17 protein-coding genes are annotated in these 16,033 nt (G+C 53.5%); 4 read left to right on the top strand and 13 right to left on the bottom strand.

Going from position 1 to position 16,033, the window contains the following annotated elements; genetic code table 11:
• Positions 1-181: 181 nt before the first annotated feature.
• The 3 genes from M2108_RS14155 to M2108_RS14145 form a co-directional block, all read right to left on the bottom strand.
• A complete protein-coding gene (locus M2108_RS14155) occupies positions 182-1,453 on the bottom strand; it encodes an MFS transporter (RefSeq protein ID WP_277470089.1) in 1,272 nt (423 codons plus the stop codon).
• Positions 1,454-1,562: 109 nt separating this feature from the next.
• Complete coding sequence (locus M2108_RS14150) at positions 1,563-2,714, bottom strand: winged helix-turn-helix domain-containing protein (protein ID WP_277470090.1); 1,152 nt, start codon at positions 2,712-2,714, stop codon at positions 1,563-1,565.
• Positions 2,715-2,876: 162 nt separating this feature from the next.
• Positions 2,877-3,560: a YjgB family protein gene (locus tag M2108_RS14145; RefSeq protein ID WP_277470091.1), complete on the bottom strand. Its 684-nt coding sequence runs from the start codon at positions 3,558-3,560 to the stop codon at positions 2,877-2,879.
• 223 nt (positions 3,561-3,783) lie between these two features.
• Between M2108_RS14145 and M2108_RS14140 the strand changes: the two genes are divergently transcribed.
• From M2108_RS14140 to M2108_RS14130, 3 genes are read left to right on the top strand one after another with little or no spacing between them, the layout of a single operon-like run.
• The gene (locus tag M2108_RS14140) at positions 3,784-4,416 is read left to right on the top strand and encodes an RNA polymerase sigma factor (protein ID WP_277470092.1); all 633 of its coding nucleotides are present in this window, start codon (positions 3,784-3,786) and stop codon (positions 4,414-4,416) included.
• Positions 4,409-4,747 carry a hypothetical protein gene (locus M2108_RS14135; protein WP_277470093.1) on the top strand — a complete coding sequence of 113 codons (339 nt, stop codon included), beginning with the start codon at positions 4,409-4,411 and terminating at the stop codon, positions 4,745-4,747. Before M2108_RS14140 ends, M2108_RS14135 begins: the two co-directional genes overlap by 8 nt.
• Complete coding sequence (locus M2108_RS14130) at positions 4,737-7,136, top strand: hypothetical protein (RefSeq protein WP_277470094.1); 2,400 nt, start codon at positions 4,737-4,739, stop codon at positions 7,134-7,136. Before M2108_RS14135 ends, M2108_RS14130 begins: the two co-directional genes overlap by 11 nt.
• Before the next feature lie 164 nt (positions 7,137-7,300).
• Here the strand turns inward: M2108_RS14130 and M2108_RS14125 are convergent, their stop codons facing one another.
• The 10 genes from M2108_RS14125 to M2108_RS14080 form a co-directional block, all read right to left on the bottom strand.
• On the bottom strand, positions 7,301-7,861 hold the full coding sequence (locus tag M2108_RS14125; RefSeq protein WP_277470095.1) for an RDD family protein: 561 nt from the start codon (positions 7,859-7,861) through the stop codon (positions 7,301-7,303).
• A gap of 65 nt (positions 7,862-7,926) precedes the next feature.
• Positions 7,927-8,052, bottom strand: a complete 126-nt coding sequence (locus M2108_RS14120) for a hypothetical protein (RefSeq protein ID WP_277470096.1) — start codon at positions 8,050-8,052, stop codon at positions 7,927-7,929.
• A 71-nt stretch (positions 8,053-8,123) separates the two neighbouring features.
• Positions 8,124-8,552, bottom strand: coding sequence for a hypothetical protein (locus tag M2108_RS14115; protein ID WP_277470097.1), 429 nt, complete (start codon positions 8,550-8,552; stop codon positions 8,124-8,126).
• Between the two features lie 60 nt (positions 8,553-8,612).
• On the bottom strand, positions 8,613-10,457 hold the full coding sequence (abc-f, locus tag M2108_RS14110; RefSeq protein ID WP_277470098.1) for a ribosomal protection-like ABC-F family protein: 1,845 nt from the start codon (positions 10,455-10,457) through the stop codon (positions 8,613-8,615).
• A gap of 472 nt (positions 10,458-10,929) precedes the next feature.
• Positions 10,930-11,403, bottom strand: a complete 474-nt coding sequence (locus M2108_RS14105) for a DMT family transporter (protein WP_277470099.1) — start codon at positions 11,401-11,403, stop codon at positions 10,930-10,932.
• A gap of 11 nt (positions 11,404-11,414) precedes the next feature.
• Positions 11,415-11,846, bottom strand: a complete 432-nt coding sequence (locus M2108_RS14100; RefSeq protein ID WP_277470100.1) for a DMT family transporter — start codon at positions 11,844-11,846, stop codon at positions 11,415-11,417.
• A gap of 88 nt (positions 11,847-11,934) precedes the next feature.
• Complete coding sequence (locus M2108_RS14095; protein ID WP_277470102.1) at positions 11,935-12,249, bottom strand: ArsR/SmtB family transcription factor; 315 nt, start codon at positions 12,247-12,249, stop codon at positions 11,935-11,937.
• 113 nt (positions 12,250-12,362) lie between these two features.
• Positions 12,363-13,142, bottom strand: a complete 780-nt coding sequence (locus tag M2108_RS14090) for a class I SAM-dependent methyltransferase (protein ID WP_277470103.1) — start codon at positions 13,140-13,142, stop codon at positions 12,363-12,365.
• 12 nt (positions 13,143-13,154) lie between these two features.
• The gene (locus tag M2108_RS14085; protein WP_277470104.1) at positions 13,155-13,640 is read right to left on the bottom strand and encodes a GNAT family N-acetyltransferase; all 486 of its coding nucleotides are present in this window, start codon (positions 13,638-13,640) and stop codon (positions 13,155-13,157) included.
• 186 nt (positions 13,641-13,826) lie between these two features.
• Entirely contained in the window at positions 13,827-14,756 is a 930-nt protein-coding gene (locus tag M2108_RS14080) for an SMI1/KNR4 family protein (RefSeq protein ID WP_277470105.1), read from the bottom strand.
• 179 nt (positions 14,757-14,935) lie between these two features.
• Between M2108_RS14080 and M2108_RS14075 the strand changes: the two genes are divergently transcribed.
• Complete coding sequence (locus tag M2108_RS14075) at positions 14,936-15,958, top strand: BadF/BadG/BcrA/BcrD ATPase family protein (RefSeq protein ID WP_277547275.1); 1,023 nt, start codon at positions 14,936-14,938, stop codon at positions 15,956-15,958.
• Positions 15,959-16,033: the final 75 nt, after the last annotated feature.

Raw genomic sequence — 16,033 nt, 5'->3', positions numbered from 1 at the left:
CAAAGTGCAGTTAAAGCAGCAGCATTGCTGTACCGGCCGGAGCATCGGCGAGGTTGAGCCCTGTGTCAGATGTTGTGTTTGCTCCTCTATACCATGTGTTGGCCTCCTTAATGTGCCAACAGCAGCCGGCGTGAGGAGCAGTGCGCAGCTTAACTCCGTCCCTATTTAACTCTGTATCCCTCTACCCCGCCTGCTCCATCCGCTCAGCCCCGGTCTCCCGCTTCTCCCGCCAGAGCACCCGGCCGAAGAGCAGGCCGGCCAATCCAAGAGCGGCCTGGATAAGGCCGAAGATCAGGAAGATCCGGCCCGGGCCGGCGACCTGCACCAGCAGGCCGCCGATCAGCGGGGCGATAATCAGCACGGCGCTGAGCACGGTGTTCTGGATGCCAAAGATGCGGCCGGTCATATGCGGCGGGGTTTCTTTTTGCAGCATATAGTTGAAGGCTACTGCGAACGCCCCGTTCCCGGCTCCCAGGATAAAACCGAGCAGCAGCACCCAGATAACCGGAGCTCCGGGCTGCAGCAGCCCGAGGCCGGCAACCGACACACCGATCAGCATATAGCCCATACCCAGCCGCCATGTATAGCTGACTGCGCTGCTCAATTTGCCCAATAGAAGGATGGTCAGCACCGCACCCACACCGGAAGCCGCGACCATCCAGCCCAGCACCGCTTCACCTGTCGGAGAATATACCCGGAACAGGCTGGTGAACTGAAAATCAATAACCTGGATAGCCAAAGCTCCGGCCAGCCCGTACAGCATCACATTTAGCAGGATGCGGCTGTTTAGCAGGAAGCCCCAGCCCTCCTTCCACATCGTCCGCAGCGGAACCTTCTCTTCCGTTGCTTCCTGTGCAGGCTCTGCCTGTGCATCAATATTACGCACTGACAGCAGCAGCAGATAAGAGCAGCCGCGCAGTATCCCGTTTAGCACGATACACCACTGTGGTGTAAGGAAGGTGAGCGCGAGGCCGCCGAGCAGCGGGCCGGCGATTTTGGAGCCCTGGTTCACCAGCCCGTTCAACGAGGAGGCCTGCAGCAGCTGATCTTCTCTGACAATGCTGCGGGTCAGCGACTGCTGGGCAGGCACATTGACCGTTGAAATGGCAGACCGCAGGGACAGCAGCGGCAGCAGCCAGAACATATTCGGGGCAAGTAACAGCACCAGCGTCAGCACAGCGGTAAGCAGGTCGCAGACCCGCATCAGCTTCAGCTTATTCAGCCGGTCGGCGGCAACCCCGGCCACGGAGCCGAGCAGAATACTGGGCAGCGCAATAGCTACCGGAATCATAGCGAGCATCAGCGGACTGACCTGCCAGCGGTACCCGACCAGCACCTGAATCGCCAGAGAATCGAACCAGTCGCCAAAGCTGGCGGTGGCAAAGGCGCTGTATACGCGCACGTAGACTTTGTTATGCAGCAGGCTCGTTCCCTGCTTGGATGTAGCTTCCATCAGACATTCCTCCAGGTACATATATGGTCTCGATGAACCAGTCATCTTATGACCTAAATGTAGCTGAGAATTGTCAGAGCATTATCAGAGGGATTTCAGAGATCAGGGATCAGGCCTTCAGCACCCGCATCAGCAGATCCTCCAAAAGCTGCTCAAAGCCGCTAAGTCTGCTATTCTCCATCACTTCAATAAACCTGCGTTCATATTTACGGTGCAGCGGATGTGGCGGCAAATACAGACGGCAGTAATGATAAATCCGGTAAAAGCCGTACAGGCTAAGCGGAACGAACCCCGAGCGCTCCAGCACCTCAATTCCTTCATCCAGCAGCTGCTCGGCTTCAGCCATTTGATTTTCCCGCAGCTGCCAGAGCCCTTTTACAATTTTGTAGCCGCCGGTTTCTCTTAAAAAGGGCTTCTCCTGCAAAATCTGCACTATAGCTTCATCCAGCCGCCTAAGCACATCATTTCCTGACCCTGCAGCCAGGTGCGCAAACAGCTCGGTAATCATGGTTACCGGCATAAAGTTTTCATAGCCCCGCTCCGAGATTGCCTGATAGGACCGGGGAAGGCACGCTAAGGCCCGCTCCGGTACACCCGACAGGATGAACAAATCGAGAATCGTCAGAATATTCAGCTCCAGCTGGTCCCGCTCATGCATCACCTGAGCATCAATCACCCGCTCACATACGGCAAGCTTCTTTTGGGGATCTCCGGTGAACATATAGAATACAAACAAATGAAACAGCCGATCCTTCAGCGGAACCTCCTCTGTATGGATAAGCCAGTCCAGATCCCCCTGCACAAAATGGATGGTTACGGCAACCTGCGGATCCAGCGCGTAACCGAGTGTGTCTTTCTGGCCAGCCAGGCTGAGCATAGATTTGCCCTGTCCGTAAACATGGAATTTACTGAAAACCTCGCGCATCGCATCACGCAGTTCAGGATCATAGGTTGTCGGATTCACCAGCGGGACAGATACCTGTTCCGGGAGAGACAAGCTATAACCGGAGCCGCGTACGGTTTGGAGCGCCAGTCCGCTGAATGGGCGTAATTTTTTGCGCAGACGGTATATATGATCATCTACGGTCCGCTCCACCGGATACTCCAGCGGCCAGACCTTATCCAGCAGCTGTCCGCGTGTAAAGGTACGCCCCTTATTCCTGTACATAAATTCCAGCAGCGCAAATTCCTTGGGCAGCAGCTGGATCGCCGTTTCTCCGGCCGCCACAGTAAAATTGCTGCCATCTAATTTCAGTTGCATCGCAAGTTCCTCTTTTCCACGGATGAATCCATGGATGTATTATATCAGCCGGACTTCCGCCCGCTCCAGCCCTAACGTCATACAATAAGCAGAATCCCGTCTAACGGGTCAAAAAAAAGAGCAAATCCGCATTCAGCCTGCAGATTCACTCTTTCCTTGCTTTTAGCCCGCCATATTGTTAAAGGTGTCCTGCTCGGAAAAGACCGAGATATGATCCACGGTGCCTGTTGCTTCCGGAATAATAAATTTCAGCTGGTACTCCTTACCGGCCTGATAAATATAAATCTTGTCACTGCCGTTCACTGCCGTATCGTCCGGTTTGCCGAGTGTTTGCTCAATCTCCTTCAGCGTCAGCTGCTGCAGGTCAGCGGCACTGGACCGTACATCAAAAATCTTGCTGCCCTTGTTCCAGCCAAAGACAACATGTTTGGCTCCGTAGGTGGAATACATCCCTTTGCCGGCGGACTCCTTGGTGTCCGGCTCGCCCCATGCCGCCTCGACTTCATCGATCATCCCGCTGTGCGCAGCATATTCCACACCGGGAACCTTACCCTGCTTGGCCAGTTCCAGCAGCTCCTTCAGCCGGGCCGCACTGTCCTCTGCAGCAGCTCCGTTTCCGGCTGCTGTATCCGGCGCTGCCGTGGCTTCCGGCGGAGCGGATTGCTCAGCTGCCGCCGGCGAAGGGCTGGCAGTCGCAGCCGGCTGGGCAGAAGCGGACGCCTCAGCTACAGGGGCGTTTGTGGCCTCCGCGCTGTTTCCGGTGTTCCCGGAAGAACTACAGGCCGTAAGCCCGAGTGCGCTGGCCAGTATCATGATTCCTGTTATGGTTTTAAACGTTGTTGTCATGCTGTCATCTCCTTGGTTAGTTGAGCTGTCTTAATGCCATAGGTAATAGTTCTGACGCACGGGCCGTATTAAAGGTTGCAGTCTGCGGTTCGCAGAACCTCACAGCTTATCCGCCAGCAGGACTTATACGCCAGTACCTGATCTGGCCCATCGCCCTGCAATGCCTGCCTGGAAAGCTTCATCTTATTTTAGACAACCCTATCGGCGTTGAACTATTTAGCAGTTGAGTATATATTTTTCCGTTCATCTATGCAACCATATTGCTGCAGCCCGCATCTTATTAGTAAAGGGAGGGGAGCTTCGTCTGGATATTATAGAGAGAATCAAGGCCAGGGATGAGTCAGCTCTCCGCCAGCTAATGGATGAGTACGGGGATATGCTGCTCAGGACGGCTTGTCTGCTGCTTAGGGACCGGCAGTCTGCCGAGGAAGCCGTACAGGATACATTCATCCAGGCTTACGCCAAAATCAGCCAGCTTAAGGAGTCCTCCCGGCTCCGTTCCTGGCTGATTGCGATTGCGGTCAACCGGTGCCGGATGAAGCAGCGGACCTGGAGCTGGCGGAGTATTTTTCCGGCGGCAGAGAGCGGGCAGTGGGCAGAGGCTGCAGGCGAAGCGGCTGCAGGTGCGGAAGAGCTTTTTATGGCGGAGTGGCACAATGTAAAGCTGACGGATGCTATCGGGAGCCTGGACTATATCTACCGTGAAAGCCTAACCCTATATTATTTTCATGAAATGAGTGTACGGGAAATTGCCTCCCAGCTGAAGACCAGGGAGAACACGGTAAAATCGCGGCTTGCCCGCGGGCGGCAGCTGCTCAGGCTGATTTTGGAGAAGGAGGACATTGATAATGGATAACGGACGCGAAACAATCAGGCAACGGCTGGAAGAAGAGCTTGCTCATGTCACCTTCTCCGGCCATGGCCGGGTGCTGAAACAGACCCATCCGCCCACCTTCCGGGCACGTCTTGCCGCTCTGTGGAATAAGGAGCTGGAAATCCCGCTGGGGACGCTCGGTGCTGTGGCAGCAGTACTCACGACAGGAGTTCTGCTGTTCTATGCCCCGCAAATCACAACAAAGCAGCAGCAATCGATCCAGTCGCAGGAACGGCGGGAATTAATCGAAACCGGGGGTAACACCTATTGGAAAGATCTCTACGAGCAGGCGGTGAAGCAGTATGAAAATTAGAATCAAGGTTAAGCATCTGGTGCTTTTTCTGCTACTCCCCCTCACGCTGCTGGCGGTCTTAATGTTTACCCGGCCTACGACCGGGACTGATTTAAGTCCGGTACAGCAGGCTTCCGCAGACGCCCGGACCGTGCTGCTGCAGAAGCTTGCCGCCAGCAGCGGCAGTGCGCGGATGCAGCTTATCCGTGAGACGGTCATCGAGCCTGCCAATGTTTACCCGGCTTACTGGTTCAACGTATATGCAGGCGGGTCCATGAGTCAGGTCAACCAGATCGGGGAAGAGGAGGAAACCTCTCTGCTTCTTCCTGCAGACAGGATAAAGCTGCTGAAGGAGTATATTCAGGAAGGGCCAGCCGATTATTCGCTGCGGAATGCGGTTAAACAACTGGTCTACGAGTATGATGCGGCAGGAAACGCCGGCGATCAGGCAGACCAGGCTATTGCTGCTGCTACACAAAGAGTCAGCAGCAAATCTTCAACTGCCCGCGAGCTGACCCTGCTTCGGGCGGAGCGCGCGCTGAATGCCGGGCGGTTCATTCAGGCCGGGCAGCTGCTGGAGCAGGCAGAGTTCTCTGTCCAGTATAACGAATCAGAGCTGGACGCCAGAGCAGCCTGGCTGCAGGGGCGGCTGCTGTTCACACAAGGCAAAGGCCGCGAGGCGCTTACACTGGTGAACAGCGCCCTAGAGGAGTACCGTAAGATCTGGGCTGAACGGGATGCCGAGCTTACCCCCGCTGGCAGTAGTTCTCCGCAGAACGCCTCCTCTTCTGCCGGCTCCGGCGGCGTGGACAGTGGTGGCGTAGACGGCGGTGGCTCAGATGGCGGAAGCAAAGATACTGGCAACAATGCGGCTAAACAGGTGTATAGCACATCCTCCTCCACAGAGGAGCAGCTTGTCGCGCTTCAGACAGCGCTGCGGGAAGCTGTGAAGATGGGCTTTAATGCCCCTGCAACCTTATCCGGCATACTTACAAAAAGTGACGGAACCCCGGTAGCCCGGGCAGGTATATTCCTCCGCGCGGAAAGCGAGCTGTATCATAGTGTGCAGTCTGACATTGAGCCGTATCAGATCGTTACGGATGCCGAAGGGCGTTTCCAGTTCTCCGGCGTGATTCCCGGGTTCTATCAGATCCAGCTCGGCTTCAGTTTTGAGCAGATCGACGGCTGGACCTGGCCTGTGCAGTCGGACGACTGGATCGAGCTGAAGCCGGGGAGTGCGGTCACACATGACATCACGCTCCAGCCGCTGCTGGAGCTGCAATCACCTGTTAACTCACAGGTGCTGACCGGTGATGCAGTACAGTTCAAATGGGAGGCCGTTCCCGGAGCTGCCTATTACAATCTCTCAACAACAGTCGATGACAAAGGCAGCTTCTTCAGCAATGTCACCCGCCAGCGTATTACGTATAACCAGGTTGAAATACCGGTCACTGAGCTATACAACAGCGGAGGCTTCTCTACGAGCGGCTTCTCTACCGTAGAAGGCGGGGAAGGCTGGCAGTCGGTTTCCCCCGCCTCCCTGCTCGGCTTTGCCAATCCGGACAGTCGGTTCTCCTGGAGCATTGATGCTTACGATGCGCAAGGTCATGTTATTACCCGCAGCAATGGCTACCGGCTCAATGAGGAGACGGTAGGCAATCTGCCGTTCTTCTATTTGAAATCGCGGACGATGACCGCTGCGGATAAGCTCGTTGCAGACGGGAAGCTGGAGGAAGCGCTGGAAGCCTACCATAAGGATTATGCCGGGAATCCGCAGGATGACCATGCGCTCAAAATGCTAATTCATCTGCTGTTCGCCAAGCATTCCTATTCCCGGGATGCCGGAACCATGGATGAAGCGATGACCTTATTAGTCAAGCTGGTAGAGCTGCGTCCGGATGCCAATTTTGCCTTCAATCTGGCGGATTATTATCTGGACCGCTCCGACTGGAGCAGCTTTAACAAGTACCACGCGCTGTACCTGGAGCTGAGCGGTCACGAGTCGGACAGCTATGACCGTTTCCAGAACGGCGTTGCCCTGATGTACCAGGGCCGGCTGGACGAAGCCCGGCAGCAGCTGGCTCTGGCGATGGAGGCAGACCCGGGTCACCGCTTTATCGGCAGTTATCTCGCTGCCGAGTTGGCTGCGGGCCAGCCGCTGGAGTCCGTGCTGGAGCTGGCCAAACGTTATCCCCAGCACAGCTTCGGTCAGGGCGGCTACAGCTGGCCGCTGCTGATTATGGAGCTTCAGGCAGAACGTGCCGGAGCGCCTGCTGCCTTTGACAAGCTGCTGGCCGAAAAGCTGGATGCCTATATGAGCCGGCAAGATGAAGCCCTTGAGCAGTGGGCCGGCGAAGCCACGCCGACGGCGCTGAAAAGATTTATCAAGGCTGTACTGGGGGTTGGCTAAACGTACGCAGCCGGGAAGAACGGCAGCATAGCATGGCAACATAAAAAAGACGATCAACATCGGCAGTATGCTGTCTGTTGACCGTCTTTTTTAGATATTTCAAGGGCATTTTTGCCCTTCATTCTCACTCTAGCGTACACTTGCCCGCTTCATACGTAATCTTTTCAAGCACCATACCCCTCATCCAGCAGCGCACTCTGATTCACCACATAGGTTCCGGCCATCATATCGTGGAGCGCCCGGTTACGCATGCTAAATACAATAAACAGACAGTCAATGATGATGATCAGAGCCAGAAATCCTGTCAGGTCGCTGGCGAGCGGTGCCCAATTGGCATAAGCTTCAGGCAGCTTGGACAGAGTACCGTCCCCGGCAGCAACAATGACGGCCAGCAGGGTGTTGACCAGAAGGAAACTGTACCGGATGACCGCCTGCTTCAAGCTAGGGTACTTTCCCTGTTCATTTACAATTCTCGTCCGCAGAATCAGCCTGCCCGGAGTTCCGCCGTATTTGGCAACCAGCACGATGTTAAACAGTGAAATCAGGACCCACTGTATCCACAGTGGAATTCCCGAGTGGTACCGCTCAGCCGCCGAAACCGCCCAGCCGTTAATAAAATAGACGGGTAGCGCCAGAATCAGAAAATCCACAATGTTGATCAGCACTCTTTTCCAAAAGCCTGCGTAGTCACTCTCCGCCAAACGTTCCGTTATACTGTGCTCCATGAAGAACCTCCTTGCAGTCTGCTGGCTCACCCTTCACCATTGGTATTGCCAGTCACGCTTAACCGCTACTCAGTGCCGATAATCTCCTTCTCCACCTGCTTCGCCTCCTCCAGCGTATCCGCCGGACCGGCAATGTATCCATCCTGCTCGTTTACATCGCTCAGCATGACCCATATCTGATCCAGTGACATTGCACAACTACCATAACTGCTGCAAGACGTTGTGTGTTCATTATTCCTCCTGCAGACTGATTAGCTTATATTTACTGCTTCTGCACCTTAAACGTGAATGTCCAGGTTGCTGTATTGCCGGAGTAGCGTCCGCGGTTTTCCGTCACGGTCACCTTCACCGCTTTGGTTATCGGCTTGGTTACTTCGGATACTTTGATTGAGCTGACAGTCTCACCTTTATCCGGTATTTTATCCTGTTCCTCCACATAGCCCTTCAGCCCAATGCTCCCGGTTGCCTTCAAATCCAGGACAACCTGTGAGCCTTCGCTTATTTCCTTGTCGTTAACATAGCCTGCCGTGTACCATTCATTGCCGACATGATTGTTTTCGGTCAGTTCCATACTGACCAGTGTGACCTTTACTTTTACGTTTTTGGCCGCCGCTGAAGTGTACGCTGACGGTACCGCCAGACTGGACAAAAGCAGCAGTGCAGCCGCCAGCTTTGTTCCTTTATTCCACATGTGAGAGTGCTTCCCCCAATCCCTTCATGTATTTACCTAATATTTACTTCTCCGCAGCTGTCAGATTTCCTTTATCTTGCTCTGGATCGCCTGCTGTACCGCCAAAATCTCCTCCAGCAGCTCACGGTCCTCCGCCTCTGTTCCTGCAGCCTCTCTGCTCATCAGTCCGGCCAGCCGGAGCTGCAGCAACTGCATTTCACCCTCACGCGCCTGCTCCTCCGGGGTCAGCACCCGGCTGCGTTCCTTAGCATAATATTCCTCAAAAGTGCCGGAAAAGAACTGCGGTCTCTCCCCCCGTCCCAGCTTCAGCAGGCGGTTAGCGACTCTGCTATGCAGATAACGGTCATGCGAGACGATGACCAGTCCGCCGGGATAGGCGGCAAGCGCCTCTTCCACCCGCTCCCGGGTGTCGATATCCAGATAGTTGGTCGGTTCATCGAGTACCAGCAGATTGGCCTTGCCGAAATACAGCCGGAGAAAAGCGACCCGGCATTTCTCGCCCAGGCTGAGATCGCCGATTCGTTTAAAAACATCCTCCCGCGGGAACAGAAAGCAGCCGAGAATCGTCCGCGCCTCCGTCTGTGTCATGCCCGGCAGCTCCAGCAGGCTGTCCAGGATGGTCAGCTCCGGATTCAAATGCTCCAGCTCCTGGGCGAAATAGGCAATCTTCGTACGGGGATGCAGCCGCAGCCTGCCGCCTGTAGGCTGTGCGGCACCCGCAATCAGCTTCAGCAGCGAGGATTTGCCCGCACCGTTCGGACCGAGTACGGACAGCCGGTCTCCCCGGCGCAAAGTAAGATTAAAATGCTCCAGCAGCTGCGGACCGCCATCATAAGCAAGGCTAATGTCGTCCAGCGTCACCAGCGCGTCCCCCTGAAAACCCTCACCTTCCAGCTTCATATTCAGCTTGGGCGCTGCCTTCGGCAGCTCTACCCGGTTCTTCTCCAGCCGCTGCAGGCTGGCTTCCTTGGCATGAAGACGCGAGACGTTCTTCTTCGATTTGGACCGCAGGAAATCATTCTGCCCGGCGGCAGTATGGGCCTGCTGGAACCAGAGGGCATAGCGGCGGATGCTCTCCAGCAGCTTTTCTTTTTCCAGCTCCTGCTTTTTGTGCTGGCTCTCCAGCGTTTTGAGCTCCAGCTCCTTCTGTTCCCGGTACTGCGTATAAGCTCCGGGATACCGGCGGCAGCCTGCCGGGCTCAGCTCCAGCACACTTGTTGCAGTCCGGTCGATAAAAACGCGGTCATGGGACACATACAGCACCGTGCCGGGATAGGTCCGCACCCACTCCTCCAGCCAGGCCATTGTCTCCTCATCGAGATGGTTGGTCGGCTCATCCAGCACCAGCAGCTTGGGCTGCCGGGCGAGCAGCGCAGCCAGCTGAACCCGGGTCTTCTGTCCTCCGCTCAGCTGGTGGTAAGGCTGGCTCCACAGGGCCGGCTCCAGCTTCAGCTGCCGGAGACATTTTTCCGCCTTGGCTTCCCAGCTGTATCCGTCCAGCAGCATGTAGCTGTCGCAAGCTTCTCCGTATTCGTCTACAGCAGCCTTATCCGTTCCTCCTGTCTCCTCCAGCCTTATGGCCAGCTGCTCCATTCGGTGCTTAAGGCCCGCCAGCTGCTCCGATGCCGCCAGCACAAACTCAAGCACACTAGCGCTGGAATCCGCCTCCAGCTGCTGATCCAGCACTCCCCATTCCCCGCGCTCCAGTCCGTTGAAGACACTGCCCTCTTCAAAAGCAAGCCTGCCCAGCAGGCCCTGCAGCAGTGTTGTTTTGCCGGTGCCGTTGCGGCCGAACAGCAGGATCCGCTCGCCTTCAGCGATTTCAAACGATACCCCTTCAAATAAGGGGATGCCATCCCATTCTTTTTTTAAATTCTTCGCTTTCAATATAGTCATTGCAGTCATATAAATTCCTCCGCTTCCTTATTAGCTCCAAGGCTGGCTGCCGCATCCGTTACAGAAACAGCAGCAAAAAACCGCAGCCAGCAGGCTGCGGTACAGGAAACGTATGAAGGGAGCAGCGTACAGGAATGAAGCGGCAGGACAGACATCCCCCTGTAAATAGCTCAAGGCGCATCGTCAATCTTTTGCCAGCCAAATTTCTGTATCGCATGAGTCCCGGCAGACACACGTATCCCTGACCGTCCACCCTGAGTAGCAGGTGTCCCGTGGCATGCTTATGCACATCACAAGTAAATGGGTCATTGTATAGGAAACGTGTTAGTTATTCATCAGCCGGTGTCCTCCGTATTGTCCGAAATCAGTAATACTTATAATATAAACAATCTGCGCGGCAAAGATAAGGTTAAGAACGATTATAATTGTTTTTGCCGGGTAAGCCGGAGCAGTAGCAGATTCAATGTTAAAACCCGCTATACTACACTGTTTTCATCTGAGCTTCATCACCTGAGCGTTTATTACCTTTATAAACAAAATAAAGGGCAATCAGCATAAAGAGCATCGCTGCTAAACGCCTCCAATCTAGGGGCAGGACTAAACTATTAAACCACCCGAAGTTGTCAATAAAAATGCCAGTGACAAGCTGGCCGATAATCCCGGCAATGTTTGTTGCGATAACCCCTATCCGCGGCACAGCCATTACAGTCAACAATAAATACATTGTGCCCAAAAATGCAGCGCTTAGCTGCCACTTAGGTGCTTCAAATATCGCCGACAGATTCCCTTGTCCAAAAAAGACAATAACGACTGCAAGGAACAGCGTTCCGGTTACAAAGGTTAACAGTGTGGTTTCAAGGGTTCCGGCATTCCGGCTCAACGTACCATTGATGGAAGATTGGGCGCTTAATGTGATTCCGCCTAATAAAGTAAATAAAATGATGAGAATGATCAAGTTAGGGCCTCCTAGTTAATTAGAATGAGTGAAATCACCATTGAGATCAGGGCAAATATTTTTTCTTTATTGATTTTGGTCTTCATGCTGCCCAGCCAGCCAAAATGTTCAATAACCATACTCATGACCATTTGCCCGATTATGATAGCTGCCATCGTAAGGCCAACACCTGCAAACGGAACACTGATTACAATTGAAGTTAAATAGACAACCCCTAAAACCCCTCCGAGCATCGTCCATTTGGGCGCTTGAACTACATATGAAATTTTACCTTTACCGAAGAAAATCCAGAGTAACGCCATAATGATGGAGCCCATAAAGAAATTATAAAAACTGGTCTCCAGCTCACCGATGTGCTTTCCTAACTCACCGTATATGGCTCCTTCAAAACTGAGTGCCGCTCCTGCTAATAAAGCCAATACATACGCAAAATAACGTAACATTGTGGTGTTTCTCCCCTTTATATCTTTATAATTATATATCTAGAAATATCGATATATTAGGCTGAAGAAACAGAAATGGTTCACGCCCTTATATCTCTGTTTCAAAATAATCAGCAATCTGGCGAATGACTTCTTCGTTGCGCCGGTAATACGTCCATTGACCGTGACGGACAGATTCGAGTAGACCCGCTTTCTGCATCATATTCAGGTAGTGTGAAACCGTGGATTGGGAAGCATTCGCTTTTTCCTGGATATCCCCTACACATACTCCGCCTTTATAACTTACCTCCTTCGGCAAGTGAGCACCTTGTTTCGGAAAATGCTTCTCAGGTTCCTTCAACCACTGCAATATGTTTAGCCGGGTTTCGTTCGATAGAGCTTTGAAGACATCAATTGGTTTCATGAGGGTATTATAGATCGAAAAATCTCGATATGTCAACACAATCACAGCTCCCTGACAGAACACCGCAGATGCTCGGTTTGATCACAAAAATCATATCAATAATAGGAAAATGTCTACATTTTTTGAGCAATCCAGACGGTCCATCTGTCCTTCTCCTGAATCCTGCCGCTGCCTTCAGCCAGCTGTTCATGTATGTATTCAACTAAAGCATGGAGTTCAGGATCAGAGAGCTCATGCAGAATCGAACGGCCCGTCCGGTTCAGCAAATCCTGCTGCAGCTCGGGGAAGCTTCCAAAAATCTTTCGGGTCTCCCAAAAGCCGAAGCTTGCAACCCGCTGAAACCCTGTCTCTCGCAGTTGCAAAGCTACTTCCTCACCGGAATGCCTCCTCCTGCTCTCTAACTCTCTCAGCCGCGGAAACTTTTCAAAAAAATAGCCCCGGATATGCTCCGGACTCCCCGCCAGCAGACAATCCTCCGGCGTACGGTCCTGGATAATAAAGCGCCCTCCCGGCTTAAGTACACGATGCGCTTCCTTAAAGCAGGGTGCCAGTTCAGCAATATGATGAATCAGGGCCCGCTCCAGCAGCAGATCGCAGAATTGGCCGGGTAGACCCGTGTTCCAGGCACTGCCTTGCATAAAAGTAAGATTGGGCATTCCAGCGCAATATTCAGCCGCACCTTCAAGCATCTCCGCAGAAAAGTCCATCCCCGTTACATGCTCTGCTCCAGCCTGCGCCAGCACCTTCGAATAAATTCCCCCGCCGCAGCCAAGATCCAGAATCCGCTTTCCAGCGGGAGCGATATATGGGCTGATCCGTTCCAGCCATCCGGCTTCGGCATTCCTGGCAGTATAGGTCCGCTTATTGCTGCTGTCGTGAAAGTTGATAGGCATAGCAACCGCTCCTTAATCAAGCTTTTTAAACATCTCAATCCCTACAATCTTCCCCCGGTTGAAATATGTCATTACCTTGGACCCGCAGGGAGTGAAGCCGTGTTTACAGTAAAAAAGGAGCGCTCTGGTATTAATGTTATGGCAGTATAGTTTTAACGTTTGAATGTCATGCTCATTGCTGGCCTGTTGCATCATCGATTCCAGCAAAAAGGAGGCCACTCCCGATCCCCTGTATCCGGGTCTGACAACGACATTCCCCAGCCAGCAGGTATGCTGCTCCTCATCCTTATCGTATAGATTCGCGTAGGCCAGCGGCTGCCGCCGGTCTTCAGCCACAATTACCGTCGGGTTAAACCGCCCCTCCAGTACCTTCATAATCTGCTCCGGTGTCAGCGGATAGCTGAATTTTGGGCTGACACAGTAAAGTTCTTCTTCATCCCGGGGAAATGTACAAATGGTGTTTAAATCTTCAGCTTCAAGACGGCGGTATGTTAGCATGTCAGGCTCCTTTCTTAAACTGATTAATTCGGTGACCGTTCATTGAGATTGGTTTACATATATTTCTATATTGCAGTCATTGATCCTTCTGAGTAATATAAAAAAAACGGCTCCCGGATGGACCCCGGGAACCGTCTCTAAACTATAATACTCCGGCAGCATACTATGCTCCCATACCTCTGGAGGCTAAGCAAGCTCTGCACTCACTAAGCCGCGGATAAAGGTCTCCACATTCTTGGCCAAAAAAGTAACCTTACGGTTATTCGCCAGATCAACATAGACCACTTCCGGCTCCCCGTCATTGCCGGCAGGCCGATAGTCGAGCATGACAACCCCTTGATCGGCCGACGGCGCATCGCAGATGACCACGCCGAATTCAGGATAGTTCCATTTATCCATGACAGCCAGGCTGCCCTGCTCACCGCAAAGGGAGTATTTCTTGGTCCGGCCGATGCCACGGATGCCGGAGATCTCAATGTGATCCTTGCCTGCTTCAGCAGCCTGGTTGCCCAGCGGATATTGGGTATTACGGGGAATACCGCCGTTCTGCTGTTTCATCATGGCAATGTAGAAGGCCGGCAGCTTGAAGACCAGCTGTTCTTCCACCGATTCAAGCAGCCCGTCCGTAAGCGGCTCAGACACATAGTCCTCCTGCTCTTCTGTGCTGTCCGCCCAGAAATTAGCGCCATCGAACTTCGGCAGGGGACGCAAGCCGGTCGTTTTTTTGGCGGATGCTTCTGCTGCGGCTGCTTTGGCTGCTTTCTTAGCAGCTTTGCGCCGGCTGAGTGCCAGAAACTCCAGTGTATCCTCGTCTTCAGGATCGAGCCGGTCGGCCGTTTCAAATGCGCTTACAGCTTTGTCATACTGCTTCAGATAATAATAAGAAAACCCGACACGGTAATGCCAGAGCGGATCATCTTCGCCTTCCTCCTCAACGGACATCAACTGCTCCAGCGCCTCTTCGTAACGCTCAAGGTTAAGCAGCGCTCTGCCTAAATGGCTGACCAGCGTATAATCCCGGTCTTCCCCGGGTATTTCCAGCACCGCATCCACAATTTCCTCAAATTCGTCTTCTTCGTGCCATAATTCCAGCTGTTCCACAAGCTGCTCGCTCATTGTTTCAGGCCTCCCAGTTTCATAACGCATATACTGGTGAAAATTATACCATTTCTGCGGGGCTCTTCTCCACCAAGGGCATCACAGGAGTGATACAGGCATAATTTGCACAGCTTGGCACATTTATTTTGCAGCTAAATATAGTATGCTGTTCTAAAATGAATGAGAGGATGTCCGCAGTGCAGCAGAAGGATGTTGTAATCGGAATAGATGGCGGAGGGACACATACCCGGGTCATTGCCGCAGATATTCAAGGAAACATACTTGCCCACAGCATTAAAGGAAGCGCTTCAATTTACAGGGACTCTTCTGTTCAAATGAATGTACAATCCGCTATAGAGGACGTAATGAACCGTGGCAAGATTGAGGCCGGCCGGGTTGCCGGACTTGCCGCCGGCATTGCCGGCTATGATTCGCCGGAGGATCTGGAATGGATTACTCCGCTGACAGCGGTCCCGGGCTTAGCCTGTCCCAGATGGCATGTGAATGATGCGGTCATTGCCCACTACGGGGCACATCTTGCCCGGCCCGGCATTGTTGCCATCGCTGGCACCGGCTCGATTCTGATCGCAATCAATGAGGAAGGACGGTATCTGCGCAATTATGATTTTCATCATTATGCAGCCAGTGCTGCCCGGCTGCTTGGCTATGAGGCGGTTTTTGAGGTGCTGGCCGGCCGTAGGGACGCCAGCGATGAGCGGCTTATTGCAAGAATGCTGGAGCATTGGAAGGTGACCACCGTCACCGAGCTCTATAACCTGGCTTCCGGCGGCTTTGATGCTGACCGCAAAGCCCGGGACCGCTGCTTCGGCCGGTTCGCGCCGGCAGTCACCGAAGAGGCAGCGCTCGGGAGCGCTGCCTCGATCCGGGTCTGCAGCAGCGCGATCCGGCAGATGAAAACCGGCATTGAACTGCTGGGCGCTTCCTTCAAGCAGGACAATGTACCGGTTGCTTTTATCGGAAGTGTAGCAGGCAGCAGCTATTTTCAGGTAAGGCTGCGGGAAGAGCTGATGAAGCCGTCCAATAAACAATATAGGGTTGTAACGCCGCAGCTACCTCCCTCGGCGGGAGCAGTGCTGTATGCGCTGGAGCAAGCGGGACTGCCGGTTACAGCCGAGGTCATCCGCCGTCTGCAGCCCAGCGGCCTGCTGCTCCGGCAAGCGCTTGAACACGAAGCTCCGTCTGATCCAGCGGAATTATAAAGCGAATTGAAAAACGCCGCTTCCTTTCCGAATTCGCTCAATTGCCCGTAGAAGGGTAATAAGATTCCGAAAGAC

This window comes from Paenibacillus sp. PastM-3 (assembly GCF_029893965.1).
Taxonomy (GTDB): Bacteria; Bacillota; Bacilli; order Paenibacillales; family Paenibacillaceae; genus Paenibacillus_AQ.
Note: the sequence above shows the minus strand (reverse complement) of the source record. Positions and strands in the feature narration are given on the sequence as shown.